Origin of the sequence: Accumulibacter sp. (assembly GCF_032229525.1) — a bacterium.
GTDB lineage: Bacteria > Pseudomonadota > Gammaproteobacteria > Burkholderiales > Rhodocyclaceae > Accumulibacter.
The window spans coordinates 19091-33776 of the sequence record NZ_JAVTWB010000049.1; the positions used below are offsets into that span (position 1 = coordinate 19091).

The following is a 14686-nucleotide window of genomic DNA, read 5'->3' on the forward strand; positions in this document are numbered from 1 at the left end:
TACCTCGACAATGTATTTGTGAATTTACGATAGCAGAGAGTGTTTGTACCATGCGCATAAAAAAGAGAGCCAACAAGGAGACAGGTCATGAATGAGCCCAAGGACAACGCTGGCGCTAGCGCCCTGCGCAACGCGAGTCTCGACGACAAGTACGCTCTGGCCAGCGGCCAGGCCTACATGACCGGCATTCAGGCTCTGGTTCGCCTGCCGATGATGCAGCGCAGGCGCGATCAGGCCGCCGGGCTGAATACCGCTGGCTTCGTCACCGGCTACCGTGGCTCGCCACTGGGCAGCGTAGACCAGGAATACTGGAAAGCCGCCAGCTACCTCGAGCCGCAACACATCCGCTTTCAGCCCGGTCTCAACGAAGACCTGGCAGCGACCGCGGTGTGGGGGTCGCAGCAGGTCAACCTCGACCCCAACGCCAGCTACGACGGGGTATTCTCGATCTGGTACGGCAAGGGCCCCGGCGTTGACCGCAGTGGTGACGTGTTTCGTCACGCGAATGCCGCGGGAACGTCGCGATACGGGGGTGTGCTGGCAATCGCCGGCGACGACCACGCGGCCAAGTCTTCCACCCTGCCGCATCAGACCGAGCACGTCTTCAAGGCGCTGATGATGCCGGTGCTCGCGCCTGCAGGCATCCAGGATTACCTCGAATATGGCCTGCACGGCTTTGCGCTGTCGCGCTATTCGGGTTGCTGGGTGGCCTTCAAGGCACTCACCGACACGGTGGAAACCTCGGCATCGGTGAGCATCGATCCGTTCGCCGTGCACACCGTGATCCCCACCGACTTCCGCTTACCCGCTGCCGGGCTCAACCTGCGCTGGCCCGATCCTCCTCTGGTGCAGGAAGAGCGCCTGCTGCATCACAAGCTCTACGCCGCGCTCGCCTACTGCCGCGCCAACGGACTCAACAAGACCGTCATCGACAGCCCGAACGCCAGGCTCGGGATAATCACCAGCGGCAAGAGTTATCTCGACGTCCGTCAGGCCCTGGCAGACCTCGGCATCGACGACAAGGTGGCAGCCGAGATCGGCTTGCGCGTCTACAAGGTCGGCATGGTCTGGCCGCTCGAAGCAGAAGGCGTGCGTGCCTTCGCCGACGGACTGGACGAGATCCTGGTGGTCGAGGAGAAGCGACAGTTTCTCGAATACCAGCTCAAGGAAGAACTCTACAACTGGCGCGAATCGGTGCGCCCGCGAGTCATCGGCAAGTTCGACGAAACCGGCGAATGGGCGCTGCCGCACGCCGAGTGGCTGCTGCCGTCGGCCGGCGAACTGACGCCGGCGATGGTGGCACGGGTGATCGCTGCACGCATCGCGCGCATCTACACTTCGGAACGCATCAAGGACCGCCTCGCGTTCCTGGAAGCCAAGGAGGCGGCGCTGGCCAGGCCGCACCCGTCGCTGCAGCGTGTGCCGCACTATTGCTCGGGTTGCCCGCACAACACCTCGACTCGGGTGCCACAGGGCTCGCGCGCGCTGGCCGGCATCGGCTGTCACTACATGGCCACCTGGCTGTCGCCGGAATCGACCTCGACCTTCTGTCAGATGGGTGGTGAAGGGGCGCCCTGGATTGGTCAATCGCCTTTCACCAGTACCCGTCACGTCTTCGCCAATCTGGGTGACGGCACCTACATGCACTCGGGAATCCTGGCCATCCGGGCGGCGGTGGCGGCGCGAGTGAACATCACCTACAAGATTCTCTACAACGATGCGGTGGCAATGACCGGGGGCCAACCGCACGATGGCAACCTGTCGGTGCCGATCATCGCCCGTCAGCTGGCAGCCGAAGGCGTGCAGAAGATCGTCGTGGTCAACGACGGCAGCGGGCGCGCCTACGAGCGTTCGGGCTTGCCACCAGGCGTACCGATCCGCCACCGGGACGAACTCGACGCCGTGCAGCGCGAGCTGCGCGAGCTGCCCGGCGTCTCGGCGCTGATCTACGATCAGACCTGCGCCGCCGAAAAACGCCGCCGTCGCAAGCGCGGTACTTACCCTGACCCGGCCAAACGTGTGCTCATCAACGACCGCGTCTGCGAAGGCTGTGGCGATTGCAGCGACAAATCCAACTGCATGTCGGTGGTGCCGGTGGACACCGAGTTCGGCCGCAAGCGGGCGATCGACCAGTCGTCGTGCAACAAGGATTTCTCGTGCATCAAGGGTTTTTGCCCGAGCTTCGTCACCATCGAGGGCGGCAAGCTGCGCAAGGGTAAAGCGGCGGAGGCCGGCGGCGATGCCTTCGACCAGTTGCCGATCCCGACACTGCCCGTCACGACGACGCCGTGGAGTGTCGTCGTCACCGGTGTCGGCGGTACCGGCGTGGTCACCATCGGCGCCCTGCTGGGGATGGCCGCGCACCTCGAAGGCAAAGGCATTTCGGTCCTCGACATGGCCGGTCTGGCGCAGAAAGGCGGTGCCGTCTGGTCGCACGTGCGTATCGCCGACCGCCAGGATCAACTCTACGCGGCGCGGGTGCCCGCCGGCGAGGCCAATGCGGTGATCGGTTGCGACCTGGTGGTGGCCGCCAGCGACGAATCGCTGGCCAAGATGCGCCTGGGACACACCCGGGTGGTCATCAACCGCGACCAGACCAACACCAGCGAGTTCGTCCGCGGCTTTGCCGCGCAGGCGCGCTCGGGCAACGTGCTGGCCAACCCGGACCCGGTCTTTCCCGGCCATTCGATGGAACAGCAGATCGTCGAAGCCGTCGGCGAAGACCGCGTCGAGTTCCTCGAAGCGTCGCGATTGGCCACCGAATTGCTCGGCGACTCGATCGCCACCAACCTGTTCATGCTCGGTTACGCCTGGCAGCAGGGACTGGTGCCGCTCGGCAAGGCGGCAATCATGCGCGCCATCGAGATCAATGGCACGGCAGTCGCCGGCAACAAGGCGGCGTTCCAGTGGGGTCGTCGCGCGGCGGTTGATCCGGCAGCGGTGAACGAGGCCGCCCGGCCGCAAAGCGGTCTGCCGGAGCATCACCGCTTGTCCACCAGCGTCGAGGAAGTGATTGCACGCCGCCGGGAGCAACTCTCTGCATACCAGGATGCCGCCTACGCCGACCGCTACACGCGGTTGGTGAGCCGCGTGCGCGAGGCCGAAGAGGCCATGGCGCCAGGCATCACCTTGCTCACCGAGGCTGTCGCGCGCGGCTACTACAAGCTGCTGGCCTACAAGGACGAGTACGAAGTGGCGCGGCTATACAGCGATGGCGATTTCCTCAAGCGGGTCGAGGAAAGCTTCGAGGGTGACTACCGGATTGTCTTCCACCTGGCGCCGCCGCTGTTGGCGAAGAAGGACCCCGGTGGTCAGCTGATGAAGCGCAGCTACGGTCCCTGGATGCTCAAAGGGCTGCGTTTGTTGACGCGTTTCAAGCGCCTGCGAGGCGGTGTGCTCGATCCTTTCGCGCGCAGCGCCGAGCGCAAGCTCGACCGGCAACTGATCGTTGACTACGAGGCTGTGCTGGCCGAGATCATCGCCGCCTTGGCGCCTGATAACCACGCGGCCGCCCTCGAGCTCGCCAGCCTGCCCGAGCAAGTGCGGGGTTTTGGCCATGTGCGCGAGCGCTACCATGCCTCCGCCAAACAGCGCGAGGCCATGCTGTTGACTGCCTTTCGCAACCGCGAAGCACCTGCGGCCAGCGGGCAGCCGCGCCCGCGCAAGACGATTGCGGTGATCCCGGGCTGATCCCCGCGCCGCTGTTCCAGGCAACCAGCCTTGACCGGCCTGGCACACCCTTGATGACCAGAAAAGGAGAGACATGGCCGTATTTTCCCTGAGCGATTTCGCCGACCACGAACAAGTCGTGTTCTGCAGCGACGACAAGAGCGGGCTGAAAGCGATCATCGCCGTGCACAATTCCAATCTCGGTCCCGCGCTGGGTGGCTGCCGCATGTGGGCCTACGCCAGCGAAGAGGACGCGGTGCGCGACGTGCTGCGCCTGTCACGCGGCATGACCTACAAGTCGGCGATGGCCAACCTCAAATTGGGCGGCGGCAAGGCGGTGGTGATCGGCAATCCGCGTCTCGACAAGACGCCGCAGCTGCTGCAAGCACTGGCGCGCGCGATTGACCGCTTGAACGGCCGCTACATCGCTGCCGAGGACTCCGGTACCAACGTCGCGGACATGAAACTGATGCGCCAGATCACGCCGCATATCGCCGGCATCGAGGACAAGCAAAGCGACGTCGGCATGCGTAGCGGCGACCCGTCGCCGGCCACCGCCTACGGCACTTTTGTCGGCATCCGCGCGGCAGTGAAGGAGAAGCTCGGTCGCGACTCGCTGGACGGCTTGCGCGTCGCCCTGCAGGGGGTCGGCAATGTCGGTTTCGATCTCGCGTCTCAGCTGCACGCGGCCGGAGCGAAGCTGTGGGTGGCGGACGTTCACCCGGAGCAGGTCGATCGTGCCCGCGACGAACTGGCCGCCACCGTTGTCGGAGTGGAGGAGATCTACGCGCAGGACGTGGACGTCTTCGCGCCCTGTGCGCTGGGCGCCGTGCTCAACGACAAGACCATTCCGCAGCTCAAGGCGCCGATCATCGCCGGCGCATCGAACAACCAGTTGGCCGAAACGCGCCATGGCGTGGACCTGATGAAGCGCGGCATCCTGTACGCACCGGACTACGTGATCAACGCCGGCGGCATCATCGACATCTATCACGAGCGTATCGGCTTTGACCGTGATGCCCTGATCCACCACATCGATGGCATCTACGACAACCTGATGGAAATTTTCGACCGCGCCCGCCAGGAACAACGCCCGACCGGCGAAGTGGCCGACGTGATTGCCGAAGAACGCTTCCGCCGCTGATATCCAGGCTGCCCGTGCGCCGCTCTTCGATGGTGGTGCGCGCGGGCAACTTGGCCATCTTGTCTCGCCACGCCACGACGACAATCGCCAGAGGCGCGATCATGATCGGCTAATCCCAACGCAGCGTGGTCGTTAAACTCGCGCATCGGTTTTTCCAGGGCCGCAGGCGGGTTTGGCCGTCGGCTGCCGTTCGTTCCGGCAGCCAGCGACGCCGGGGTCCAGGCCCTTTGCATGGTCAACCGCAGTCAACTCCGCGATTGACAGCGCTTGATGGCGGTACCTATACTCCCGAATGGTTCGGTTCGCCAACCCTTCCTGCTATCCTCTTGATTTTATTTGTAGATTATTGGAAATATTGACTGCCGATCATGATAAAAACGATACTTCTCGTGGATGATTCGCCGATCTCCCGAAGGATGCTGAAGAGCTGCATTCCACAAGATCGTGGCTACGAGTTGTTCGAAGCCAGTGATGGGTTGGCCGGATTTGAGGCGTATAAAGAGATCCGACCGGATGTAACCTTCATGGATCTGACCATGCCGGTCATGGATGGCAATGAAGCCACCGCAAAGATTATCGAACTTGACCCAGGAGCCGTCGTCATTGCCTGCACGGCAGATATTCAAGTCAAGTCGATTACCAGGATACTGGCACTGGGCGCTCTGCTGGTTGTAAGAAAACCCTCCTCAAAGGCTTCGGTTGAAGATGCTCTGACAAGAGCCGAAAAGAATCTGCGGCAGGCCGATGGATGACTACTCGTTCGATGTTGTGTCGGATGAAGAAAAGGATATTCTTCAGGAAATCATGAACATTGCGTTCGGCAAGGCCGCTGCCGACCTTGCCGAGGTGATCAATATTTTTGTTGTCCTCAGCGTGCCCGACATCCAGATGCTCAGGGCACAGGACCTCCCGGAATATCTTAAGAAGCAGGTCAGTGCGTATCACCGCATCACCATTGTCGAACAGAATTTCTGGGGAGAGTTCAAGGGAAGTGCTTTTCTTGCTTTTCAAGCCAGTGCCGGCAGAGAGCTGGTCTCGCTTTTTGGCGACGGTACCGAAGAACTCGGCTCGGAGCCAATTTACGGATTGGAAAAAGAAACCCTGATGGAGGTGGGCAATATTCTCATCGGCGCCTGCGTTGGCAAGCTGTCCGAGCTCCTGGGCGACTCCGTCACCTATTCTCCCCCCCGTGTGGTCACCGAAAACACCTCCAACGACGCTATCCCGAGCAGTATCTTTGAAAGCTACTCCTCTGCAATCGTTCTGAAAACTACCTTCTGTTTCAACGAGCGCAACGTTGATGGCTTCCTGTTCCTGGTTACCAGCAATGAATCGATTGTCTGGCTGAAAAAAGCCCTGGCGAAGTTTATGGAGCAGTACGAGTGACCCAGAGCGAACTCAGCCAGATCTTCGACACCGTCAACTTCGGTCTGGTCGTTTTCGACCGGGACATGGCCATTCGGCACTGGAATCGCTGGATGGCGATGCATAGTGGAATACCTGCGGCACGGATTGTCGGCCAACCCGTTCTCGATTTCTTTCCCCAATTGAACACCGCCAGTTTCAACAAAAACTGCAAGTCGGTTTTGACCTTCGGCAACTTCGCATTCTTTTCTCAAAAACTGCATCGCTTTCTCTTTCCATTCAAACCGGACAGTTCGTTCGGTTCGCGCTTCGACATGATGCAGCAGAGCTGCAGCATGGGGCCGCTTCGCTCCAAAGACAATTGCATCTCCGGCATCTTCCTGATTGTTCAGGACGTAACCGAGCTTGCCAGTTACGAGCAGAAATTGGTTGAGATGAATACGAAAGATGCGCTAACCGGGGTCTACAACCGACGATTTCTGGAGTCGCGCCTGAAGGATGAGTGTACAAGGCAACAGAGGTATCTTCGACCCTTGAGCCTGATCATGATCGACATCGATTTCTTCAAGAAAGTGAACGATACCTATGGCCACCAGGGCGGAGATTTAATCCTGCAGTCCGTTGCGGGAAAAGCGGCATCTGTAATCAGGAAGACCGATTTTTTCGCCCGCTACGGCGGCGAAGAGTTCTGCTGCCTGCTCCCGGAAACGGGCGCCGAGGCCGCCGAAACCGTGGCCGAAAACCTTAGAGTACATATTCAGGAGATGGAGAACCGATTCGATGACAAGCCCATCAAGGTCACCATCAGCCTCGGAATTTCAACCCTGGTCGCTGATGACTCCCCGGATACGCTACTGAAAAGGGCAGATGACGCTCTCTACCAGGCGAAACATGCAGGCCGAAACCGGTTCGTGAGAATTTGATTGGGCTGGTGGCAGAGTACTGCCACGGCATAAGGCCGTTCATCGCGCCCAGATCTCCGCTCTTACGCGGCTCGATGGGCCGATTAGGGTAGCCGCGCCGAAAGCCCGCTGACCACACCAGCGCGAAACACGGATCCCGGCACCTGACACGCGAGGAACCGGCGCTGCAAGAACCCGCTGGGGATCGAGATGATCCCTGCGATCAAGCGGACGCCCGTTCTGCAGCGTTTGGCAATTTCCGGGGCGCCGCGCCGAGTGGGCTGGTTCCTCTGCTCGTGGACGGTCGGTGACGTGTCTGACGGCGGATCACAAAGCAACTCGTCTGTGGCCTGCGCGTCAAGACGGTATTCACGGTTACAGATATCGTCCTTGATCACGACTTCGCCGTGTTCCGGGAGAGCCGCGTAAACTTCGCAGCGACCGAGCGAGCGCGGTATCAAACGCACCTTTCCCCAGTCTTTCGGGCAGTGATAGGCGACCGCTCGGGTGGCGAAGAGACGGACCGTCTCCTGGCCAAAAAGGCGCAGCAGCAGTTCGTTGGGGGGGCAGTGACAGCAGTTCAGCAGGTTTCACTGTCGCGGCGAGCCCTTCGATACGTGTCCAGCCGCCCGCGTCGCGTTGTTCGGCGGTGGGCAGGCGCTGCAGAAAGAGGCCGGCGGCACCGTCCGCCGAAGTGGCGAGAAACAGGCGTGCTGGCAACTGCTCCGATTGCCCGAGGTAGTGCTCGAAGATTTCGGCGATGCGGTCGCCGGTGAGTGGCACGATGTTCTGGTAAGGCTCGTGCATTGACGGCATGGCGAGCGCCAGTTGTAGTTGGCCTTCACCGAGCAGGTCCGCAGCGGAGCCCGCGGCAACGGCCGCGCTGCACCTGCCCATGCCGCGGATCTGCGGCTCGTTGCAGTCGATGACCAGCAGCGAAGCTACCGCGCAACTGGGTGGGCGGGCGTCCGAGCTGCTTCAGGGTTGCTGGCGAGCAAGAGCGTTCTCGTGCTTGTCTTCAGCAAGCCCTTTCCAGGTCGTGCCACGCTAGTTGAGCAGCCGCTGCCAACCGGCGCGGCCGTTCCAGTCGGCGAGTTGGTCGACACTGATACCCACCTTGCGCTAGTCGACGAAGTCACCGGGGATGTGGATCCCGCCGGTTTCGACGAGGGCCAGTGCGACAAGTCTCGTGGACTGCTTCCTCTCGCCGCAGTCACTTGCTGGTAGAATTCTGCTGTCCGCTCAATGATGAATAGATTGCTCGTCAATACGGCATCCAGCTTGTAACCATTAATGATGGGTATCCGGTGGATTCGTTGGTGGTCGCCGCTGGTCACGACGGGATCTCGAAATGGCGCTCACCATGCCGCAGCGAGTAACCCTTATTGGCCGACCTGGAATGCCTGTTCGATCGCCATGCTGGGGCCGACGTCGGCTGTACCGAACTCCGCCTGCAAGAGGAAACAATGCATAACTACCCCACGATTACCGGTCGCAAGATCCGCATGGCGCTTGTTGGCTGCGGACGCATCGCGGCTAATCACTTTAGCGCCATGCAGCAGCACGGCGAGCACATCGAAATCGTCGATGTTTGCGACGTTGACCGCAAGGCGCTTGACAAAGCCGTCCAATGTACCGGCGCCAGAGGGCATGCGAGCCTGACCGATATGCTCAAAACGACCACGGCGGATGTGGTCGTCCTGTCGACGCCGAGTGGTTTGCACTCGGAGGAGACTATCGAGATCGCACAATCAGGCCGTCATGTGATGACCGAGAAGCCGATGGCAACCCGCTGGCAGGATGGTCTGCGCATGGTCAAGGCTTGCGACGATATCGGCGTGCGCCTGTTCGTAGTCAAGCAGAACCGGCGCAACGCCACTCTGCAGCTCTTGAAGCGTGCGGTTGAGCAGAAGCGCTTCGGCCGCATCTACATGGTCAATATCAACGTCTTCTGGACCCGCCCGCAGGAGTACTATGACAGTGCCAAGTGGCGTGGGACCTGGGAGTTCGATGGTGGCGCCTTCATGAACCAGGCCAGTCATTATGTCGATCTGCTGGACTGGCTGATCGGCCCCATCGAAAGCCTGCAGGCCTATACCTCCACTTTGGAGCGCAACATCGAGGTCGAGGATACCGGGGTGCTCAGCGTTCGCTGGCGTTCCGGTGCGCTGGGTTCGATGAACGTCACGATGCTGACCTACCCAAGGAATCTGGAAGGTAGCGTCACGATTCTAGGTGAAAAGGGTTCCGTGCGGGTTGGCGGTGTGGCAGTCAACGAGATCCAGCACTGGGAGTTCGCCGAGAAGCGGCCGGAAGACGAGCAGATCGCTTCCGCCAACTACCAAACCACGTCGGTTTACGGTTTCGGTCATCCGCTCTACTACGATAATGTAATCAAAGTCATGCGTGGCGAGGCCGAGCCTGAAACCGATGGTCGCGAAGGGCTGAAGTCGCTGGAAGTGCTGATTGCCGCCTATCTGGCTGCGCGTGACGGCAAGCGGGTCGCCTTGCCGCTGGATTACTGACGTGGCAATTACCATCCACTCATCCGCGATCGTGGACGAGGGTGCTGTCATCGGCGACGGTAGCCGAGTCTGGCATTTTGCCCACATCTGTGCCGGTGCGCGCATCGGCCAGGATTGCTCCTTCGGCCAGAATGTGTTCGTCGGCAATGATGTCACGATCGGTAACAACGCCAGGGTTCAGAACAACGTTTCCATCTACGATGCGGTCCATCTTGAGGACGATGTCTTCTGCGGGCCGAGCATGGTCTTTACCAATGTGTATAACCCGCGGTCTGCGGTTACCCGCAAGAATGAATACCGGGTTACGACGGTGAAAAGAGGGGCGACGCTGGGAGCCAATTCCACCATCGTCTGTGGTGTAACCGTGGGCGAGTTTGCCTTTGTCGCTGCTGGCGCCGTAATCAACCGCGATGTCAAGCCCTATGCCTTGATGGCGGGCGTGCCGGCACGGCAGATCGGCTGGATGAACGAGCATGGCGACCGACTCGACCTTCCGCTCGAGGGTGATGCCTTGCTCCAATGCCCGATCACCGGCAAGACCTACAAGCTGACGGGGACGACATTGGCGGTTGAATGAGGGTCGCGGTGATCGGCGGCGGAATCAACGGTGTGATGACCGCCTGGGCCTTTGCCCGGCGGGGCGATAGCGTCGATCTCTACGAAAAAGGCCAACTGATGTCCGCCACCAGCAGCAGCTCCAGCAAAATGCTGCACGGTGGATTGCGATACCTCGAACACGGTCATCTGGGTTTGGTTCGCGAAGCGCTGCAGGAGCGCTCCTGGTGGGTCCGGCAGGCACCACAATTTGCCAGCCCATTGCAGTTGCTCATCCCAATCTATCGGCAAGGCGGGCGGGCGAAGTGGTTGGTTGGAGCAGGCATCCGGTTGTACGACCTGCTGGCACTCGGATCCGGGTTCCCACGTGGCCGTTGGTACAGCGCTACCGAGGTGGTCGACCGCTTCCCTGCGCTGCGACGGGAGCAACTGCTGGGCGCCTATGGCTACTGGGATGCCCAGATGGACGACTACCAACTGGGTCTGTGGGCTGCTGAAAAAGCAAGGCAGGCAGGCGCCAGACTGCACGAGCAGACTCCCGTGCTGAGGCTCGATGCGACGACAGGAGAGGTCAGTTTTGGCGGCTCCAGTGCCAGCTACGACCGTGTCGTCAATGTTGCCGGCCCTTGGGCGGAAAAGCTCCTTGCCGACTCAGGCGTGACCAGCGCCTACCGCCTTGACCTGATCCGCGGTAGCCATATCGTCATACCGGGCAAACGTGAGCAAGGTTGTGTTCTCCAGGTGCCCGGCGAGAAGCGCATCCTGTTTGTTCTCCCCCTTGGGGAACGTACCCTGCTCGGCACCACGGAAGTCAGCCAGAGTGACCCCGACCACTGTGCGCCCACCGAGGCCGAAGTCGGCTACCTGATCGACAATTACAACCGTTGTTTTTCTGAACCCATAGCGCAGCAGGATATACTTGCACGCTTTGCCGGTATCCGCCCGATTGTTGCGAGCAAAACCGATTATTCCGCCGCTAGTCGGGAATCGGTGATTGAACGTCAGGGCCGGCTGCTCAACGTCTTTGGCGGCAAATGGACCACTGCGAGGGCACTTGCTGCCGCCGTGCTGACCAAATCGCAGCATTGAAAGAAAAAGTGAAAATTCAATTCATCGATCTGCAGGCCCAGTATCAGGCGCTCAAGACTTCAATCAACGCACGCATCCAGAAAGTGCTCGACCACGGCCAGTACATCATGGGCCCCGAAGTGCTTGAACTCGAAGGCAAGCTCGTTGAATACACCGGGGCGAAGCAATGCATCACTGTCGCCTCCGGTACCGAGGCGCTTCTCATTGCCCTGATGGCACTCGATATCAAGCCGGGTGATGAGATCATCACTACCCCGTTCACCTTCGTCGCCACGGCCGAAGTCATCGCCTTGCTGGGCGCCACCCCGGTCTTTGTCGACATCGAAGCGGATACCTGCAACATCGACGTCAAGAAGATCGAGGCTGCGATCAGCCCGCGGACTCGCGTAATCATGCCGGTCAGCCTCTATGGGCAAGCGGCGGATATGAACGAAATAAATGCCATCGCGGCCAGGCACGGGCTGACGGTCATCGAAGATGCAGCGCAGAGCTTTGGCGCCGAATATCAGGGCAAGAAGAGTTGTAATCTGTCCACCATTGGTTGCACCAGCTTCTTCCCGAGCAAGCCCCTTGGCTGCTATGGCGACGGAGGGGCCATCTTTACAAGCGACGATCAACTCGCCAAAGCGATGCGGGAAATTCGCGTACATGGTCAGGAAAAACGTTACGTTCATACGCGGATTGGCGTCGGCGGTCGCATGGATACCCTGCAATGCGCCGTCGTTCTCGCGAAGATGGAACACTTCGAGTGGGAAGTCGAACAGCGCTTGCTGCGTGGCGAGCACTACCTCGGCCTGCTAGAGGGGCTTTCCTCTGTCCAGCAGCCTGTGATTCGACCAGATAGAACCTGCGTTTGGGGTCAGTTTACCGTTCAGGTTGAGAATCGGGAGTCTGTGCTTGATCGCTTCACGGTGAAAGGGGTGCCGACGGCAGTTCACTACCCGGTCCCGCTTCATCTTCAACCTGCCTATCAGGGGATTTGTCGGACCTCCGGCACTCTGAAGACGGCTGAACTTGTCTCCTCCAGGGTGTTCAGCCTTCCGATGCATCCCTACCTTGAGCACGCTGAACAGCAAATGATCATTGGGTGTTTTGCCGATTGAAGAGGGGGGAGCATGTACAAGAATAATTCCGTCGTGGTGGTCGTGCCGGCGTATGACGAAGAAACCCAGATTGCCCGCGTAATCGAGACCATGCCCGACATCGTCGACATGATTGTTATCGTGAATGATCGCAGTCGCGACCAGACCTCTGAAGTCATTCGGCAGCACCCCCAGTATGGCGCAGGGCGGGTCACATTGCTCGAGCACGAGGTCAATCAGGGTGTCGGAGGGGCCATCGCGACCGGCTACATGTGGTCGCGAGACCACGACTATGACGTGGCTGTCGTCATGGCTGGCGATGGGCAGATGGATCCCGATGATTTGCCCGCCATTCTCGACCCGGTCGTCGATGGTCAGGCGGATTACACCAAGGGAAACCGTCTGGTGACAGGCGAAGCCTTCAAGAAAATTCCAAAGGTTCGTTTTTTTGGCAACTCGGCGCTTTCCCTGCTGACCAAAATTGCCTCCGGTTACTGGCATGTGGCTGATTCTCAGACAGGTTACACCGCCATCAACCGCTCTGCGCTGCGGGCCATCGACTGGGACAACATGTACAAGCGCTATGGTCAGCCGAACGATCTTCTGGTGAAGCTGAACGTCGCCGAGATGCGCGTTATCGATGTACCGATCGAGCCCGTGTACAACGTTGGAGAGAAATCCGGCATCAACGTGCGCAAGGCTATCTTCACGATTGGCTCCCTGCTGATTCGTCTGTTTTTCTGGCGTCTCAAGGAAAAATACATCATTCGCAATTTCCACCCGCTGGTATTTTTCTACGCAATGAGTTTTTTTGGTGTTGGCCTGAGTGCGGCACTATTCATTCGTCTGATCGCTTTGTGGGTCGGCCAGGGGCATATCCCCGAAATTACATTTCTGAGCTGGTTGTTTTCCTTCTCGCTGGGGTTCAACTCGCTTTTCTTTGCAATGTGGTTTGACTATGAAGAGAACAAGCACCTCAATCCCCCATTGAAACATCGGGAGATCAAGCGCAAGCCAAGGCCTGGATGATGGTATCGCTGTTCGAAACGATAAGAGACAGCCTAAGCAAGCACAAACTGACGAGAGACATTGCATGGTCCATGGGCAGCTTCTTCGTCCTCGCGATTAGTGGCATTGTCATCAACGTTGCTGTCACCGCATTGCGGGATGCGGCGGCGCTGGGCGTCTTCAATCTTGCGTATGCAGTCTACATTGTCATTTCGCAGCTGGCGATCTGGGGCATCCATTATTCCGTCTTGAGACATGCCGCGTTTTTCAAGGAGAACCCGGTAGAGCGCGGGACCATGCTTTTTACTGCCGCCGCTATGGCCCTTGTTTCGGGGGTGCTCGCAGCCGCCTTGACTGTCTTGGCAGAACCACTGTTTGCGGCGATTTTTGAGAGTTCGCAGACCGCTGCTGCGGTTCGCTATTCGGCGCTCGGCCTGTTGCTCTTCCCCCTCAACAAGGTGCTCCTCGCTTATCTCAATGGCTTGCAAGAGATGAGGGTATTTTCGATCTTGCAAGGCTTCCGCTATCTGATGGTGATGCTGACGGTCACGGCAATTGCCGCGTCCTCCTTGCCCATCGAATTGGCGACTTTGGCTTTTTTTGTCGCCGAAGTTGGAACGGCCTTGGGCGCCGTCGTCTGGTTCATCAAGTGCCGGCCCACGGAGTCCATGACCTTTTCCGCGGTTTGGGTGCGAAAGCATTTTGCATTTGGCACAAAAGGCCTGGCAGGGGGAATGTTCGCGGAAGTCAATTCACGAATCGACGTCCTCTTGATCGGCTTCTTTCTGAATGATCGCGCAACGGGGATCTACAGTTTTGCCGCGATGCTGGTGGATGGTCTATACCAGGTCCTGGCGATGATTCGAATCAACTTCAATCCAGTCTTGGTTGGTGCGGTGCGCGACGGTAACTGGGAACAGGCCCGACGCCTGCGGATTCAATCGAGAAGGTTTGTCCAGCCGGTAGTCTTGGTGTTGTCCATGCTCCTCGTCATCGCCTACTACGTCCTTGCCGCCTGGATGGTTCCCGGAAAGGGGCTTCTTGAAGGCTTGCCATCGCTCCTGATTCTCTTGGCGGGTTTGAACCTGATTTCAGTATTGGTTCCCTTTGATAACTTGATGGTGGTCTCCGGTCACCCGGGATATCAGGCCGCACAGCAAATGACTGCAGTGGGAGCCAATATTATTATGGCAGCCGTACTGCTGCCACTGATCGGTATCGAGGGCGCTGCCTTGGGAACCGCCCTTAGCTATCTCTGCGGCATTTTAATGTTGGTAATTTTCTCCAGTCGACTGTTGGGTTGGCGATTGCTCAGTAACACGGTCCCAGTGGGGCGGTAACCAGGTA

The 14686-nt window shown here is 59.4% G+C and carries 12 protein-coding genes and 1 pseudogene; 11 read left to right on the plus strand and 2 right to left on the minus strand.

The window, feature by feature from the left end; genetic code table 11:
* Window positions 1–87 precede the first annotated feature (87 nt).
* The 5 genes from RUW20_RS03225 (at window position 88) to RUW20_RS03245 (ending at window position 7101) form a co-directional block, all read left to right on the plus strand.
* A complete protein-coding gene (locus tag RUW20_RS03225; protein ID WP_313950757.1) occupies window positions 88–3690 on the plus strand; it encodes an indolepyruvate ferredoxin oxidoreductase family protein in 3603 nt (1200 codons plus the stop codon).
* Between the two features lie 73 nt (window positions 3691–3763).
* Window positions 3764–4813: a Glu/Leu/Phe/Val dehydrogenase gene (locus tag RUW20_RS03230; RefSeq protein WP_313950758.1), complete on the plus strand. Its 1050-nt coding sequence runs from the start codon at window positions 3764–3766 to the stop codon at window positions 4811–4813.
* Window positions 4814–5202: 389 nt separating this feature from the next.
* The gene (locus RUW20_RS03235) at window positions 5203–5565 is read left to right on the plus strand and encodes a response regulator (protein ID WP_313950759.1); all 363 of its coding nucleotides are present in this window, start codon (window positions 5203–5205) and stop codon (window positions 5563–5565) included.
* Window positions 5558–6199, plus strand: a complete 642-nt coding sequence (locus tag RUW20_RS03240) for a chemotaxis protein CheC (protein ID WP_313950760.1) — start codon at window positions 5558–5560, stop codon at window positions 6197–6199. Before RUW20_RS03235 ends, RUW20_RS03240 begins: the two co-directional genes overlap by 8 nt.
* Window positions 6196–7101, plus strand: coding sequence for a diguanylate cyclase (locus RUW20_RS03245; protein WP_313950761.1), 906 nt, complete (start codon window positions 6196–6198; stop codon window positions 7099–7101). Before RUW20_RS03240 ends, RUW20_RS03245 begins: the two co-directional genes overlap by 4 nt.
* 83 nt (window positions 7102–7184) lie before the next feature.
* Here RUW20_RS03245 and RUW20_RS21615 read toward each other — a convergent pair whose 3' ends face one another.
* Both RUW20_RS21615 and RUW20_RS21620 read right to left on the minus strand, forming a co-directional pair.
* The gene (locus RUW20_RS21615) at window positions 7185–7667 is read right to left on the minus strand and encodes an Hsp33 family molecular chaperone HslO (RefSeq protein ID WP_409559293.1); all 483 of its coding nucleotides are present in this window, start codon (window positions 7665–7667) and stop codon (window positions 7185–7187) included.
* Window positions 7668–7692: 25 nt separating this feature from the next.
* A pseudogene (locus RUW20_RS21620) lies at window positions 7693–7977 on the minus strand (Hsp33 family molecular chaperone HslO); the annotation flags it as partial.
* 569 nt (window positions 7978–8546) lie between these two features.
* On the opposite strand from RUW20_RS21620, the gene RUW20_RS03255 reads away from it, so the two are divergent.
* The 6 genes from RUW20_RS03255 to RUW20_RS03280 are packed head-to-tail and all read left to right on the plus strand — an operon-like array spanning window position 8547 to window position 14679.
* Entirely contained in the window at window positions 8547–9605 is a 1059-nt protein-coding gene (locus tag RUW20_RS03255; protein ID WP_313950823.1) for a Gfo/Idh/MocA family oxidoreductase, read from the plus strand.
* 1 nt (window position 9606) lies between these two features.
* A complete protein-coding gene (locus RUW20_RS03260; protein WP_313950763.1) occupies window positions 9607–10182 on the plus strand; it encodes an acyltransferase in 576 nt (191 codons plus the stop codon).
* Window positions 10179–11249 carry a glycerol-3-phosphate dehydrogenase/oxidase gene (locus tag RUW20_RS03265; protein ID WP_313950764.1) on the plus strand — a complete coding sequence of 357 codons (1071 nt, stop codon included), beginning with the start codon at window positions 10179–10181 and terminating at the stop codon, window positions 11247–11249. The genes RUW20_RS03260 and RUW20_RS03265 overlap by 4 nt, the downstream gene beginning before the upstream one ends.
* Before the next feature lie 14 nt (window positions 11250–11263).
* A complete protein-coding gene (locus RUW20_RS03270) occupies window positions 11264–12352 on the plus strand; it encodes a DegT/DnrJ/EryC1/StrS family aminotransferase (RefSeq protein ID WP_313950824.1) in 1089 nt (362 codons plus the stop codon).
* A gap of 12 nt (window positions 12353–12364) precedes the next feature.
* Entirely contained in the window at window positions 12365–13360 is a 996-nt protein-coding gene (locus tag RUW20_RS03275; protein WP_313950765.1) for a glycosyltransferase family 2 protein, read from the plus strand.
* Window positions 13357–14679 (plus strand): oligosaccharide flippase family protein, encoded by a 1323-nt coding sequence (locus RUW20_RS03280; RefSeq protein ID WP_313950766.1) that lies wholly within the window; start codon window positions 13357–13359, stop codon window positions 14677–14679. The genes RUW20_RS03275 and RUW20_RS03280 overlap by 4 nt, the downstream gene beginning before the upstream one ends.
* The last annotated feature ends 7 nt before the right edge of the window (window positions 14680–14686 follow it).